This window comes from Pseudonocardia sp. DSM 110487, assembly GCF_019468565.1.
Taxonomy (GTDB): domain Bacteria; phylum Actinomycetota; class Actinomycetes; order Mycobacteriales; family Pseudonocardiaceae; genus Pseudonocardia.
Window position 1 is genome coordinate 7,755,965 of the sequence record NZ_CP080521.1, and the last position, 13,823, is coordinate 7,769,787.

The following is a 13,823-nucleotide window of genomic DNA, read 5'->3' on the forward strand; positions in this document are numbered from 1 at the left end:
AGATTCACAGAATTGTCTCCGGCCTGGGCTGCGCCACCGCAGTGAGCGCATTCGCCCTTGCGCCCGCTCAGGCCCGGGCCGGAGCCGCGATGGCGGCCGGTCGGCCGAGGTCGCCCAGCGGGGTCCGGTGGGCCTCGCGCATCGTGAGGACGGCGATCACCGCGACGACGGCGGTGGCACTGGTGAACGCGGCGACCGGACCCCAGCTGGCGAGGTCCGGCCCGGCCAGCGCGGCGGCGATGGTCGGGGCGAAACCGCCCAGTGCGAACCCGAACTGGGTGCCGACCGCGACCCCGGACATACGCACCTTGGTGTCGAACTGCTCGTTCCACAACGCGAAGGCCGACCCCGCGTAGCCGCTGTAGGCCACCGACACCATCAGGATGCCGAACAGGAAGACCAGCCCGATGTCACGCTGGCTGATCGCCCACAGGAACGGCCAGATCAGTACGGCGGTGCCGAGCATCCCGATCGCGTAGACCGGCTTGCGGCCGAACCGGTCGGCCAGCAGTCCCGCGGCCGGGATCGCGGCCAGCGCGATGGCGTTGACCACGATCGACAGCCACAGGAAGACGCTGCGCGACATCCCCATCGCGTTCGCCCCGTAGGCCAGCGCGAACTGCCCGAAGATCGTGCTGTTGACCGAGGCGAGCGCGGCGAACAGGACCTTCAGCACGTCCGGGGTGTAGTGCCGGAACAGCACCTTCAGCGGGGCCCGCGGCACGACGTCGCGCTCCTGCTCCTCGGTGAACGCCGGGCTCTCCCCCAGGCTTCGGCGGATCCACCAGCCGACCAGCAACACCACGGCGCTGAGCAGGAACGGGATCCGCCACCCCCACGACAACAGGGCGTCCTCGGGCAGCGCGGCCACCGGCAGGAACGCGGCGCTGGCCAGGATGTTGCCGCCCTGGGTCCCGCCAAGGGTGAAGCTGGTGAAGAAGGCCCGCCGGTTCTCCGGGGCGTGCTCCAGTGCGGTGGAGCTCGCGCTGGACTGCTCGCCGGAGACCGCGAGCCCCTGGCACAGCCGCAGGACCAGCAGCAGGATCGGCGCGGCGAACCCGATCTGCTCGTAGGTCGGCAGCACACCGATGAGGAAGGTGGCCGCGCCCATGCCGAACAGGGTCAGGACGAGGACGCGCTTGCGTCCGATGGTGTCGCCGAGGTGCCCGAGGATGAACGAGCCGACCGGCCGGGCCACATACGCCACCCCGAAGGTGGCCAACGAGGCGATGGTTGCCGCGGTCGGGTTGCCGGCCGGGAAGAAGATCTTCGGGAACACCAGCGCGGCCGCGGTCCCGTAGATGAAGAAGTCGTAGTACTCCAGCGCGCTGCCGATCCACGACGAGACCGCCGCCTTCCGCGGTGTCCTCTCGATCCCGGACCCGCTCGTCCCTGCCGATCCGACCACGTTGTCGTCCACAGTTCCTCCGTCTGGTTGGGTACGGCCGGTCAGTCGCCGCGGATCTTGTGGACGATCGCGTCCAGTGCCATCGAGTAGCCGCGCCATCCGGCGCCGGCCACGTACACCGCCGCGGTGCCGGCGAAGATGTCGGTGCGCTCCTTGGCGTCGATGGCGTGCCACTGCGAGATGTGGACCACGGCGTAGGGCAGTTCCGTGTCCCGCACCGCGTCGAGCAACGAGTAGGCCGCGGCGCTGAGGCCCGCCGGATTGATCACGATCCCGGCCCAGTCGTCCTGGTTGTCGTGCACGAAGTCGATGAGCGCTGCCTCGCTGTTGGACTGCAGGTGATCGAGGTCGACCTCGAGCTCGGCGGCGGTCTTGTCCAGGTCGGCGGTGATCTCGGCCAGCGTCACCCGCCCGTACTTCGCGGGGTTCCGCCGGCCCAGCCGGTTCAGGTTCGGCCCCTGCAGAACAGCGATCTTCATACCCGACGGCTCCTATGATGTGGCGATGAGCGGCGTGCTGCGGGCCAGTGCCTGTCGCCACCCGGGGTGTCATCTGCGTGGCCGCCTCGTCGAATATATTTTCGATATACACGCCTGGTCAAGAGGGATGTTGTGAGCGGAGCAACCAAGTCCAACCTCGCGTACGACCGCGCCCGGCGCGACATCGTGACCGGCGTGATCCCCGCCAACGAGCCGATCGACGAGGCCGCCCTCGGCGCCCGCTACGGCCTGGGCAGGACCCCGATCCGGGAGGCGCTCAAGCAGCTCCGCAACGACCAGCTCATCGTCTGGCCGGACCGCCGCTCCCCCTACGTCCCCGAGATCGGCGTCGCGCACGTCAAGTCGCTGTACGAAGCCAGGACGATCCTCGAGACGCAGATCGCCGTCCTCGCAGCACAACGCATCACCGACACCGCCGCCGACCGGCTCGACGAGCTCGTCGCCGAGGAGGCCGACCTCGTCGAACGGGGCAAGGGCTACGAGGCCGCCGAGGTAGACCTGCTGTTCCACCAGGGGGTCGCCGAGGCCACCGGCAACCCGTTCCTGGTCGACGCCTCCACCCGGATCAACACCTCGGCCCTGCGGATCTGGTACCGGATGATCGTCACCGTGGAGATGATCGCGCAGGAGCACGCCGACATCGTCGAGGCGCTGCGCCGGCACGACGTCGACGCCTCGGTCGCAGCGGTCGACCGCCACATCCGCAACGCCTACGACCGCTACATCCGGATGACCTCACGCTTGCCCGGTGCGTCACCCCACGAACGAGCCGCCGGCTGACCGACGAACGGGCCGCACCTGGTTGCGCGCGGCGCCACCGGAGGCGGTCCGACGGACATGATCGAGGCCTCGGCGCGAAAACGGGCGAAAACGACCCGAGAACGCGCCGAACTACTGATCAAGCCGCCATTCCGGGGTCAATGCGGCGATCAAGGGGAAATGGTTGCTAATGGGTCAGAGGTCGAGGACCAGGCGGTCGCCGCCCGCTCGGGAGACGCAGGTCATCATCGTGTTGCCTGCGGCGCGCTGGCGGTCGGTCAGGACCGAGTCGCGGTGGTCGATCTCCCCGGACAACACCGTCGTCTCGCAGGTTCCGCAGATTCCCTCCCCGCACGACGACATCATCGACACCCCGGCATCCTCGACGGCCTCGAGCACGGACATGTCCTCACCGACCAGCAGCGTCTTGCCGGACTGGGCGAGCTCGACCTCGAAGGTCGTGCGCGGCCCGTCAGCGGCACCCTTCTTCGCGGCGAAGCGCTCCACGTGCAGGGCTCCGCTCGGCCACTTCTCGCAGCCGGACTCGACCGCCGCGAGCAGCGGTTCGGGGCCGCAGGTGTAGACGGCCGTCCGCCGTTGCGGTCGGCCGAGCAGCGACGGCAGGTCCAGCAGCCCGTACTCGTCCTGCGGCGCCACGCTCACCCGCTCTCCGTAGACCCGCTGCAGAGTCTCGCGGAACGCCATCGACGCTCGGGTGCGCCCCCCGTAGACGAGGCGCCAGTCGGCGCCGCGCGCGTCGACGGCCGCCACCATGGGCAGGATCGGGGTGATCCCGATCCCGCCCGCGATGAACAGGTAGCGCTTGGCCTGCACGAGCGGGAAGTTGTTGCGGGGCCCGCGAATGCGCACCGAGTCACCTTCGGAGAGCACGTCGTGCACGTAGCTCGACCCGCCCCGGCTTTCCGGTTCCCGCAGCACCGCGACCTGAAGACGGGACCGATCGCCCGGGTCTCCGCACAGCGAGTACTGCCTGACCAGGTCCGCGCGCAGCATCAGATCGACGTGCGCTCCCGGCTGCCATTCCGGCAGTGTCCGGCCTTCCGGGTCGCGCAACGTCAGTTGCACAACACCGTCGGCCACCGTTTCCTTGCGTTCCAACACGAGGTCGCGCTCGACCGCGGCGCGGCGATCGCTCGTGCTCGCCCGTCCATTGTGCGGCGCCGATTCGACGGTCCGCTGCTTCCGCACCGATTGGGATGGGAAGCAACGGCCGAAGTCGCGCAGCAGCCGCGGCGAGCCGTGCATCTTGATACGGCCACCCAGCAGCGCCCACGGCAACACCGACTGCTTGGTGAGAAAACGCAGCCACGTGCGCGAGTCGGCGGTGATCCGGAGATCCGGCTCACCGTGAAGCCCCTCGGCGATATCGAGTTCGCGGTCGCGGATGGTCACGGTGATCTGCCGAGACTCGGCGCCGGTGAAGGTGAAATGGAAGGTGGCGAACAGTCCTTTGGCCTGCTCGCGCTGGAAGAGCAGCGGCATGCCTTCGATCAAACCGTCGATGCTGTTCGCGCGCAGGGTCTGCCCTACTCGCTTCGTGCGTTTGTGCGGGAAGCGGTTGGCCACGTACTGCTCGGCGTCGGAACCCGGGACGACGTAGATGGTCTCTTCCTTGTCCAGCAGCGGCCGGACGACGTCGGTCAGGTGTGACTTGCGATCGTCCAACCAGGGACCGAGGACGTCCTCGCCGGCCGGGCAGACCGACATGCAGTTGGCCGCCTTGTAGTTGGCGCCGAAGGAGAGGCTCTGCCACATGGATGCGCTCTCGCTGTCGCTCACTCGCGAGCGGTAGTCGTCGGCGTTGCGGCTGTCCGCGACCTGTTCGGCCCAGTCGCCGAAGCCACCCATGAACTCGCGGTAGTTGTGCGTGTAGCAGGCGGAGAAGTCGAAGTGGCCGTCGGCGGCGATCGCCCCCGTCGGGCACGCGGTCACGCACAGCTTGCATTCCACGCAGGGATTGAACTCGAGAGGCCGGGACAAGTCGCTGACCTCGGCGTCGATCAGCACGGTGCCCAGCAGGACGAAGTTGCCGAACTTGGGATGGATGACGTTGCGGTGGATGCCCATCTTGCCGAGCCCGGCCGCCACGGCGACCGGCTTGTGCCCGACGACCCACGTCTTCCTGGGGAACTTGTCCATCTCCATCGGAAAGCCCATCGCCGGGTTGATGGCGCGTACACCCATCGCCTCCAGCTCGGCCACCACCTGCCGGCCCACCTCGTTGGTGTGGTCGCCGCTGTGGTGGAACTCCAGGTTGGCCACCGAGCGCGCCGGTGTGCGGATGTTCTCCCGGTTCATCCGGCACACGAAGCTGATCAACGTTCGGACACCCGGCAGCGCGGCGCCCAGGTCCGCTCGCTGGTCGGCGATTTCCGGCCGGTCGATCTCGACGAAACCGACGTCGTCCGCACCCGCGTCGAGACACACCTGGCGCAGCCATGACGCATCCAGCGGCTCGGCGGGCCGGGCGGCGCCGCGGTCGCGCTGCTGGCGGACCTGGACGACGGTGGGATGGTCGTCGAGCTTGTTCCTACTGGCCATCTCAGGCAACCGCCAGCTTCTGGATGCGCGGGTGGTTCTCCAGCGCCCACCGCACGGTCTTCGGTGGGCGCCCGAGCAGGGTTTCCAGCTGGTCCGTGACGCCGCGGTACCCCCCGCCGCCCATCAGCCGGGTCAGGGTCTTCAGGTGCTCCGCGGTGTGCGGGAACTCGGCCAGGGCGCTGTCCACGTAGGTCTCGTTCCAGGTCTCGACCTCTTCGGGAACGTAGGTGACCCGGCGTCCCAGCACGGCGGCGAAGTCCTCCGCGAACCCGTGCATGTCCTTGTGCTCCGGACCGGTGAGCTCGTAGGACCTCGAGACGTGCGGCGCCGGGTCGGCCAGGATCTTCGCGCTCACCTCCGCCACGTCGTAACCCGCGATGGGCGCGAGCCGGTGCTGGCCGAAGGGCAGACGCAGTTCACCCCGGGTCAGCGGCTCCAGCGCCAGCCAGGTCATCAGGGGGTTCTCGACGAACATCGCCGCCCGGATGTTGACGGTCGGGACGCCGGACCACTCCAGCACCCGCTCGGCGACCCAATGGGCCCGCTGCTGCGGCGACCACTCCGTGACCAGTCCGCCGAGCCACGCACGCCGTTCTTCCTCCGGTGCGGTCATCTTCTCGAACGTCATGAACGACTGCTCGTACTCGGAGATGTTGACGAGGACCTCGATGCCGCCCTGGGCCCGCGCTGCCGCGGCCATCAGGCTGACGGCGTCGGTGTAGTACGGCGAGAGGCTCATGCTGAAGTAGATGCGCCGGCACCCCTTCAGGGCTGCGGTCACGTCGGCGATGTTGAGCAGGTCACCGACGAAGACCTCGGCCCCGGCCTGGCGGAGCGAGTGCGCGCGTTCGTCGTCGCGTCGCACGAACGCGCGCACCGGGTGGCCCTGTTCGAGCAGCATCCCGACCATGTCTCGGCTCACCGAGCCGATATGGCCGGCGGCGCCGGTGATCAGGATGGGATTGCGCTCCGGCATCGATGTGTCCTCTTTCTGGTCGGGATGGGTTCCGGGGTCTTCGAAGTTGAGCGGCCTACAACCTGCCCCTCCGCATATCCGCACTGCCCTTGAGGATCGAAGAGTCGCTGCGCCAGTTCTCCGGCTGGACCCGCTCCCAAAGACTTCCCTTACCGAGGACCTTCCCTACCTGGTCTTCTCGACGGAACCACTCCTCAGCGGTCCTGATCCGGTTGGGGTGAATTTCGTCGAGCAGAGCGTAGTCCCTGGTGATGATTCCATACTTCCACATGTTCCAGAAGCCGGTGAAATTATCCCGAAAGCTCATGGTGCTCTTGTCGTCGGGATCGGCGTTGTATCCGGCCGGGAGATCGGCAGCCCCCTTCAGCGGACCGCTCCAGTAGGCGTCCAGATCGGTGTCGATGTATTGCGCCGGATGCCCGGCGACCTTCTCGAACGCGGCGGCCATATCGGTATAGGTCATGTGTTCGATAGCAACCTCGAGGTCCATGCCGTTCGCCCGCTCCGGATGGTCGAAGAGCCAGCGAACGTAGAATCCGCAATCTTCGAGGGCCACGTGGGGAACAGCCCCCGTGCCGAGCGGGACTCGCCACGTGACGACACCGTCCTCGACGCTGGGGGTCATGGGCGTGAGCGGTGAGATCACCATCTCGATGTAGGGACCCGAAGTGAAGACCGCTGCCCCCATCCGGTCCCTGTTCTTTTCGTTTTGAAACAGCACCCATTCAGCCATCCGACCCTTGCCGTCATAATGGCCGGTGCGGAACCTGGAGTCGTAGCCGGACTTCTTGAGGGCGTAGTCGAGGTTCCCGTAGACGAAGAACTTGACGCCCTCTTCGATCGCTAGCTCGTAGCTGCGGATTGCCCAGTAGGTCTCGGTTTTCTCACCGGTATTGAACCCGTCGATGTTGATGAACACTCCGTCACTGCCGCGAAATCCTTCCCGCAGCACGTCTTCGTCGGCGAATGACCCTTCGAGGAAGGAGACGTTGCCGAGCGCGAGGAGGGCCTGGGCCCGCGGGGAGGTGGAATCGCGGGTGAGGACCCGAACGGAGTACTTCTGGTCGGCGACAAGAGCACGGACAATGGGCATCCCTTGAGCCCCGGTGCCGCCGATGACGAAGATGGTCGAGGTGACCTGAGAAGACATGGCTTTTGACTCCAGGGGTCTCATCGGGGCGCGGTGCCGTCGATGCGGGTGAGGAAGTCGAGGAGTGCGGCATTGACCTCGGCCGGACGCTCCTGCTGCGTCCAATGCCCGCAACCGGGCAGCACCACCGGGCCGTGCAGTAGCGGCGCGATCGCGCTCAGCGGGTTGCCCGAGCCGCCCTGGCCACGGAAGATCTCACTCAGCGACGGGCCCCCGTCCGGGCCGCGCAGTGACGTGACCATGTCCCGGTCGCCCACCACGTACAGCGCGGGAACGTCGATCCCGCGGCCCCGGAACGGCGCGAGCAGCTCGTTGTTGCGTTCGATGTTCCGGTACCAGTTGAAAGCTCCGGTGAACGCCTGCTCGCCGTGCAGGGCGAAGTCCTCGGCGTATGCCTGGATGTCCGCCTCCGTCAGCCAGTCCGGAAGAGCGGGCGAGTCCGGCAGGGCGTCCAGGAGGCCCAGACCGTCAGGCACGACCAACGGGCGGGGCTCTTTGCCGAGCGGGTTGTCGCCCGAGGCACCGACCAGGATGCGGCGGAAGGAGCCCGGGATGTCCTTGGCGAACTCCGCGTCAGCGACTCCCGGCTGCTGGAAGTAGACCTGGTAGAAACCCTCGCCGTACTGGGCGCGGGTGATCGAGGGCGGGACCATCCCGCCGGGCAGGATCGGCGGAATACTGAGCCCGGCCACCGCGCGGACCTTGTCCGGGCGCAGCATCGCCGCGGCCCAGGCAACGGGTGCCCCCCAGTCGTGGCCGACGACGACCGCCTGCTCCTCCCCCAGCTCCTCGATCAGGGCGATCACGTCGCCGACGAGGTGGAGCAGGGTGTACGACGCGACGTCCGGCGGCTGCTCGCTTCGGGCGTAGCCGCGCTGGTCGGGGGCGACGACCCGGTACCCGGCCTCCGCCAGCGTGCCGAACTGGTGACGCCAGGAGTACCAGCTCTCCGGCCAGCCGTGCAGCAGCAGGACCAGTGGCCCCTGCCCCTGCTCGGCGATGTGCAGCTTGACCCCGTTCACGTCGACGACGCGGTGGGCGAGCGAACTTTCCACAGGATCTCCATGAAATAGATGCCGGGTCGGCAGGGGCACCGTGAGGCCTTCGACCGACCGCGCAGCGCGGCCTTCCGACTCCGCGAGCTCCGCCGGGCTGAGCTTCTTCCCCGGGAACCCGGCGACCACGTGATAGATTACTACCATCATCTATGCCTGGCCGCAACTAGGCTGACCTCAGGTCATGCGAAGGGAAGTGGGTCGGTGCCACGAGCATCCCGAGCTCAGATGGAGCAGCACCGTAGGACCGTGCTGCACGCGGCCTCGCAGATGGTGCGCGAGCGCGGCGTCGACGGGGTCACCGTGCCGGAGGTCATGGCCACCGCAGGGCTCACCCACGGCGGCTTCTACCGCCACTTCGACTCCAAGGACGCCCTCGTGGCCCAGGCCTGCGCCGCCGCGTTCACCCAACGACTGGCCGACATGGACGACGCACTGGAAACGACGGACAACGCCGACGCAGCGCGGCGGGCTTGGCTGGAGGGCTCCTACCTGTCCCCCGGGCATCGCGACTCCCCGGAGAACGGCTGCGCCGCCGCAGCACTCGCGGGCGACGTGGCGCGAGCACCAGACGGAGCCGCGCTCCGGGACGCCTACCTCGACGGACTCAAGAGCATGATCGAAAAGATGGAACGCCTGGGGAATCGGCCCGCGGACCCGGAGGCGCGGGAGCAGGAGGTCCTCGTCGAGCTGGCGACCGCCGTCGGAGCCGTGGTTCTCTCGCGGGCCATCGCCGGTGACGAACTCTCAGAACGCCTGCTCACCGCCGCCCGGCGACACCTCATCGACGACGAGCAGTAGGAGGCCCGTTCGATCGTTGGCGGCACCATCGTCGGGCGGTACAGCTAGCCCTCGCGCCGAGTCATGCCGATCGCCTCGGCGCACTCGAGGAGGGCGGCCAGGTGCGGGTGCCCCGGGGGGAGGGCCTGCTCGGCGTCACGAATCGCGGCACGAAGCTCCATGGTGGCCGACTCCACATCGCCGGCCGCAGCCTTGGCGCGGACCACGCCCATCCGGGAGGTGAGGGTGTCCGGGTGGGCCGGGCCGAGCAATCGCGTGCGCTGCGCGGCGACACGGGCGGACAGCTCGACTGCGTCGTCAACGTCACCCGCCAGCCTGTAGGCCACCGCGAGTGCGTCGAGCGCCGTCAAGGTGCGCGGGTCCTCGTCGCCGAGCACCCGGGAGCGGTCAGCGACGTTCGCCGCGATCAACCCGATGCCCACGCGGCGCCTGCCCGCCGAGACGCGGGCCGCGCCGAGGTTGCCGGCGACGGTCAACGTGGCGAGGTGGTCGCGGCCGAGCATCGCCATGCAGTCGTGGAAGGCGCCCTCGAACAGTCCCATCGCGTCCTTGGCGTTGCCGCCGCTGAACAGTGCTGCGGCCCGCGCGTTACGGGCGGCGAGCTCGTGGATGTTGGTTCGCACCGGCCCTCGCGCACCGTCGATGAGGGACGCGTCGCCGTCCTCCATCCGGGACCACCAGGGCATCCGAACCTCCTCATCTGCGCATCGATGGCAAGACTTGCCCGACATTCGCCGGGTCACGCGGGCCCAGTAGACCCGACCGTCCCGCAAAAGACAAGGATGTGTGCGGTAAGCCAACTAATTCGACCGCGCCTCAGACTCCACCTTTTGGAGCAGTTATCTGATGTGTGCGGTCACTACAATGCGGAGCGCACGATACAAAATGCACTGAACAGCATGTGCACGATATCCGCAGGTAGTGCCGGGACAATTCCCGGGCAGTCCAGGAACGTTTGCTTCCAGCGTGGAGGCAGGTGGTGGGCGGCGCCTTCGCGTGCGTCCCGAGGCTATGGCGACGGTGGGGTGACCGAGACGAGGTACTCCACCGGCGAGTCGGTGACGTTCCGGTAGAGGTGCGGCTGACTGGAGTCGAACGTGATCGATTCCCCCGCCAGCACGTCGTGCACGGTATCGCCGATCTGCACGCTCAAGGTCCCGGCCACGACGTACGCGCATTCCGTGGACGGATGGGCCCAGGGTTCCGTGCTGGTGGCGGCCCCGGGAGGCAGGACCGCGCGCAACACCTCGAGCCGGCCGTTCCCCGGTGTCAGCCGTTCGTAGGCGACGAGGCCGCGCGGCCCGGCCAACGTCGACCGCGCGCCCGGCCGGCTGATCCAGACGGCCGGCGGCGACGAGTCGAACAGCGACGCCACCGACTCGCCGAACACACCCGCGAGTCGCCGCAAGGTCGACAGGCTGGGTTCGGTCACCTCGCGCTCGACCTGACTGAGCAGGGTCGCCGAGAGGCCGGAGCGAGCGGCGAGCTCGCGCAGGCTCAGGCCGTGCCGGGTCCGCAGGGCCTTCAGCTGGGGCCCGACTCCATGCACTGACACTGCACACCTCGCCGTTGTAATTCCTGGAAGCTTCGCCTACCGTCCTACCCTTTGTGCAGTCACAGTGCACAGAGGTGGGAGTGAACCGTGTCCACGTCCCGTACACACCGATGGTTGCTCGTCCTGCCGTTCGTCTGGCAGGTCGGCTTCATCCCGGTGGTCAACGACATCCCGTACGCCCCGCTGCACATCCCCTTCCCGATGCTGTGGCAGATGCTCGGCGTCCTGTTCACCAGCGTGGTGATCGCCGTGGTGTTCCGCATGGACAAGCGGGCCGGCGTCACCGACGAGGACGCATCGTGATCCTCACGATCGTGCTCGTCATCGTCCTGGGCACGGTCGCGGGAGCGCTCGCGTTCGGCCGCCGCGCCACGGCGGACATGACGAACTGGGCGGTCGGCGGCCGCCGGTTCGGCACCCTCCTCTTCTGGTTCATGAACGCCGGTGAGGTGTACACGACCTTCGCCGTGCTCGGGATCTCCGGCTACGCATGGGCGCTCGGCGCTCCCGCCTACCTCGCGTTCACCAGCGTCTCGCTGAGCTACGCCCTCGGCTACTGGCTGATGCCCAAGATCTGGCAAGCGGGGCGAAGGCACGAGCTGATCACCCAGGCCGACTTCTTCGCCGTCAGATACTCCGCGCCGTGGCTCGGCGTGGTCACAGCGGTCGTCGGGATCGCCGCGCTCGTGGTGTACGTCCAGATCCAGCTGGTCAGCCTCAGCCTGGTGGTCAGGCTGACATTGGGCAGCACGGTCCCCCCCGACCTGGCCGTGATCATCGGCGCCGTGCTGATGCTGGCGTTCGTGATGCTGGCCGGCCTGCGATCCGCCGCGTTCTCGGCGGCCGTCAAGGACGTGCTGATGGTGGTCGTGGTGGCGCTGCTCGCCGTCACCGCGGCCGGCACCGTGGGCGCGGCCTCGCCGCTGGACATCTTCCGCATCGCCGAGGAGCAGCACCCGGGCATCGGGAAGCTGCCGGGGCTCGACCCGTCGTCACCGACGACGTCGATCTGGCTGATGACGTCAGCCCTGAACGTCGCCCTGGGCAATTGGGTGTTCCCCCACCTGTTCCAGGTGTCCTACTCGGCCGCATCCGCCACGTCGATCCGGCGCAACGCGATCTGGCAGCCGCTGTACTCGCTGGCCTACTTCTTCATCATCATGCTGGGGTTCGCCGCGTTGATCGCCAACACGCAACCCGAGGACGGCAACCTCAACGCCGCGCTGCTGCAGTTCGTGGCCGACGAGTTCCCGGCATGGCTGGTCGGGCTCGTCGCGGGCACGGCCTTCCTGCTCGCGCTGGCGCCCGGTTCGGTCCTGCTGCTGACGTCCGGCTCGCTGTTCGCGCGCAACGTCGTGCGGCCGTTCCGGCCGGGCCTGTCCGACCGGGTCACGCTGCGGATGTCCCGGGTGTCCATGGTGGGCTTCGCCGCCATCGCCGTGTGGCTGACCATCGGGCAGCAGGAATCGCTCGTGGACATCCTGCTGTCGGCCTACTCGGCGATCGGGATGCTCGCGCCGGGGGTGTTCCTCGCGTTCCTGTGGCGCAGGACGTCCGCGGTCGCCGTGCTGCTCGGCATCGTGGTCGGTTTCGTGGCGCTGCTCGCACCGTTCGCGAAGGACTTCTGGGCCGATCGAATGCCGGAATGGGAGCCGGGGCTGATCGCGATGGCCATCAACTTCGTCGTGGTGGTCGCGGCGAGCCTGGTGCTCCCCCGCCGGGAGTCGCCCGTCGTCGAAGGGGAAGCGGTTGCACACTGAGCTGTACGACCTGCGTGTCTCGGTGGACCGCATCGATGGCCGATCGGTGTGCGGGATGGCGCCGGGCGACTACTTCGAGCTCGTGAACAGCTCGCAGCTGCGTATCCCGGAAGGCAAGCACTTCTGCGTCTACGCGCTGCAGGCCGTGCTGCCGTTGCTGCCCGCCAAACAGCGTGATCTGCCCGCAGGCGATTGGCTCGAGCGCGACAACCTCGTGTGCTGCCCGGACCCGGAGGAACGGCTGATCATGCGAATCGAGCGGACCGGCCGATGCGTCCTTCCCACCGAGGACCTGACGTGATCGAGTTCGGTCTCGGTTTCCAGAGCGACAAGCGGCCCGGCGACTACGCCCGGCTCGCGGCCGCCGCCGAGGAATTCGGATTCGACGTGCTGTCGGTGTTCGGCGACCTGATGTACCAGCCGCCGATCTTCCCTCTCCTGGAGATGGCCGCGGCCACCTCCCGGGTGCGGCTCGGCGCGGCGTGCTGGAACCCGTACACGCAGCACCCGTACGAGATCGCCGGTCAGTTCGCCGCGCTCGACCTGGCGTCGCATGGCCGCGCCTACCTCGGCCTCGCCCGCGGGAGCTGGCTCGCCGACATCGGCCTCGGCCAGCCGAAGCCACTCACCCACCTGCGGGAGGCAGCGGGGTTCATCCGCGCCCTGCTCGCAGGCGAACCCTATGCGGGAGAGACCTTCCAGCTCGCGCCTGGCGCGCGGTTGCACTACCTGCCCGAGCGGACCGACGTCCCGTTGCTGATCGGCACATGGGGCGCACGCACGGCCGCGCTGGCCGGCGAGATCGCCGACGAGGTCAAGATCGGCGGCACCGCGAACCCTGCCGTGGTGGGCGTGATGCGCGAGCGGATCGGCTCCCCTGACGTGGGCATCGTCGTGGGGGCGGTGACGGTCGTGGACGAGGACGGTGACCGAGCTCGTACCGTCGCCCGCACTGAGGTGGCCAAGTACATGGCAGTGGTCGCGGAGCTCGATCCCACCGTGGACATCCCTGAGGACCTGCTGCTGGCCGTGAAGCGCCGGACGGCCCACGGCGACGAGGCCGGCGCCGGCGCGCTCATCCCGTCGGACCTGCTGTCGTTGTTCGCGTTCGCCGGCACACCCGAGGACGTCGCCGAGCAGGCTCAGGCCGTCATCGCCGCGGGTGCGGAACGCGTGGAGTTCGGAACTCCGCACGGGGTGACGAACGACCACGGCGTCCAGCTGCTGGGCAGCAAGGTCCTGCCGTTACTGAGGTGAACGCGCGGAGCGCTCCTCCGCCTACGTCCCCCGCGGCCGC

The 13,823-nt window shown here is 68.3% G+C and carries 14 protein-coding genes and 1 pseudogene; 6 read left to right on the forward strand and 9 right to left on the reverse strand.

From position 1 onward, the window contains the following. Positions 1-67 precede the first annotated feature (67 nt). Together K1T35_RS36250 and K1T35_RS36255 are read right to left on the reverse strand one after the other, a co-directional pair. Positions 68-1,420: an MFS transporter gene (locus K1T35_RS36250; protein WP_255621114.1), complete on the reverse strand. Its 1,353-nt coding sequence runs from the start codon at positions 1,418-1,420 to the stop codon at positions 68-70. Positions 1,421-1,449: 29 nt separating this feature from the next. After that, a complete protein-coding gene (locus K1T35_RS36255) occupies positions 1,450-1,887 on the reverse strand; it encodes a type II 3-dehydroquinate dehydratase (RefSeq protein ID WP_220256234.1) in 438 nt (145 codons plus the stop codon). Positions 1,888-2,019: 132 nt separating this feature from the next. Here K1T35_RS36255 and K1T35_RS36260 point away from each other — a divergent pair, with 132 nt between their 5' ends. After that, on the forward strand, positions 2,020-2,688 hold the full coding sequence (locus K1T35_RS36260; RefSeq protein WP_220256235.1) for a GntR family transcriptional regulator: 669 nt from the start codon (positions 2,020-2,022) through the stop codon (positions 2,686-2,688). Positions 2,689-2,862: 174 nt separating this feature from the next. Here K1T35_RS36260 and K1T35_RS49395 read toward each other — a convergent pair whose 3' ends face one another. The 5 genes and pseudogenes from K1T35_RS49395 to K1T35_RS36280 all read right to left on the reverse strand — a co-directional run bounded on the left by K1T35_RS49395 (position 2,863) and on the right by K1T35_RS36280 (position 8,410). Then, positions 2,863-3,789, reverse strand: coding sequence for a PDR/VanB family oxidoreductase (locus K1T35_RS49395; RefSeq protein ID WP_255622717.1), 927 nt, complete (start codon positions 3,787-3,789; stop codon positions 2,863-2,865). Positions 3,790-3,909: 120 nt separating this feature from the next. Next, positions 3,910-5,229, reverse strand: a pseudogene (locus K1T35_RS49925) (SCP2 sterol-binding domain-containing protein); the annotation flags it as partial. A 1-nt stretch (position 5,230) separates the two neighbouring features. Beyond that, entirely contained in the window at positions 5,231-6,205 is a 975-nt protein-coding gene (locus K1T35_RS36270; RefSeq protein WP_220256237.1) for an NmrA family NAD(P)-binding protein, read from the reverse strand. A gap of 55 nt (positions 6,206-6,260) precedes the next feature. Next, positions 6,261-7,379, reverse strand: coding sequence for an NmrA family NAD(P)-binding protein (locus tag K1T35_RS36275; protein WP_220256238.1), 1,119 nt, complete (start codon positions 7,377-7,379; stop codon positions 6,261-6,263). Continuing rightward, a complete protein-coding gene (locus K1T35_RS36280) occupies positions 7,376-8,410 on the reverse strand; it encodes an alpha/beta fold hydrolase (protein ID WP_255621115.1) in 1,035 nt (344 codons plus the stop codon). Before K1T35_RS36280 ends, K1T35_RS36275 begins: the two co-directional genes overlap by 4 nt. Positions 8,411-8,659: 249 nt before the next feature. Here K1T35_RS36280 and K1T35_RS36285 point away from each other — a divergent pair, with 249 nt between their 5' ends. Then, positions 8,660-9,211 (forward strand): TetR/AcrR family transcriptional regulator, encoded by a 552-nt coding sequence (locus tag K1T35_RS36285; protein WP_220256239.1) that lies wholly within the window; start codon positions 8,660-8,662, stop codon positions 9,209-9,211. 44 nt (positions 9,212-9,255) lie between these two features. On the opposite strand, the gene K1T35_RS36290 is transcribed toward K1T35_RS36285, so the two are convergent. Further along, positions 9,256-9,897 carry a tetratricopeptide repeat protein gene (locus K1T35_RS36290; RefSeq protein WP_220256240.1) on the reverse strand — a complete coding sequence of 214 codons (642 nt, stop codon included), beginning with the start codon at positions 9,895-9,897 and terminating at the stop codon, positions 9,256-9,258. 323 nt (positions 9,898-10,220) lie between these two features. After that, positions 10,221-10,766, reverse strand: a complete 546-nt coding sequence (locus tag K1T35_RS36295) for a helix-turn-helix domain-containing protein (RefSeq protein ID WP_255621117.1) — start codon at positions 10,764-10,766, stop codon at positions 10,221-10,223. A gap of 87 nt (positions 10,767-10,853) precedes the next feature. Here K1T35_RS36295 and K1T35_RS36300 point away from each other — a divergent pair, with 87 nt between their 5' ends. The 4 genes from K1T35_RS36300 to K1T35_RS36315 are packed head-to-tail and all read left to right on the forward strand — an operon-like array spanning position 10,854 to position 13,783. Beyond that, a complete protein-coding gene (locus K1T35_RS36300) occupies positions 10,854-11,069 on the forward strand; it encodes a DUF3311 domain-containing protein (RefSeq protein WP_220256241.1) in 216 nt (71 codons plus the stop codon). After that, complete coding sequence (locus K1T35_RS36305) at positions 11,066-12,526, forward strand: sodium:solute symporter (protein ID WP_220256242.1); 1,461 nt, start codon at positions 11,066-11,068, stop codon at positions 12,524-12,526. The genes K1T35_RS36300 and K1T35_RS36305 overlap by 4 nt, the downstream gene beginning before the upstream one ends. Continuing rightward, positions 12,516-12,827: a TIGR04076 family protein gene (locus K1T35_RS36310; RefSeq protein ID WP_220256243.1), complete on the forward strand. Its 312-nt coding sequence runs from the start codon at positions 12,516-12,518 to the stop codon at positions 12,825-12,827. Before K1T35_RS36305 ends, K1T35_RS36310 begins: the two co-directional genes overlap by 11 nt. Continuing rightward, positions 12,824-13,783 carry an LLM class flavin-dependent oxidoreductase gene (locus tag K1T35_RS36315; protein WP_220256244.1) on the forward strand — a complete coding sequence of 320 codons (960 nt, stop codon included), beginning with the start codon at positions 12,824-12,826 and terminating at the stop codon, positions 13,781-13,783. Before K1T35_RS36310 ends, K1T35_RS36315 begins: the two co-directional genes overlap by 4 nt. The last annotated feature ends 40 nt before the right edge of the window (positions 13,784-13,823 follow it).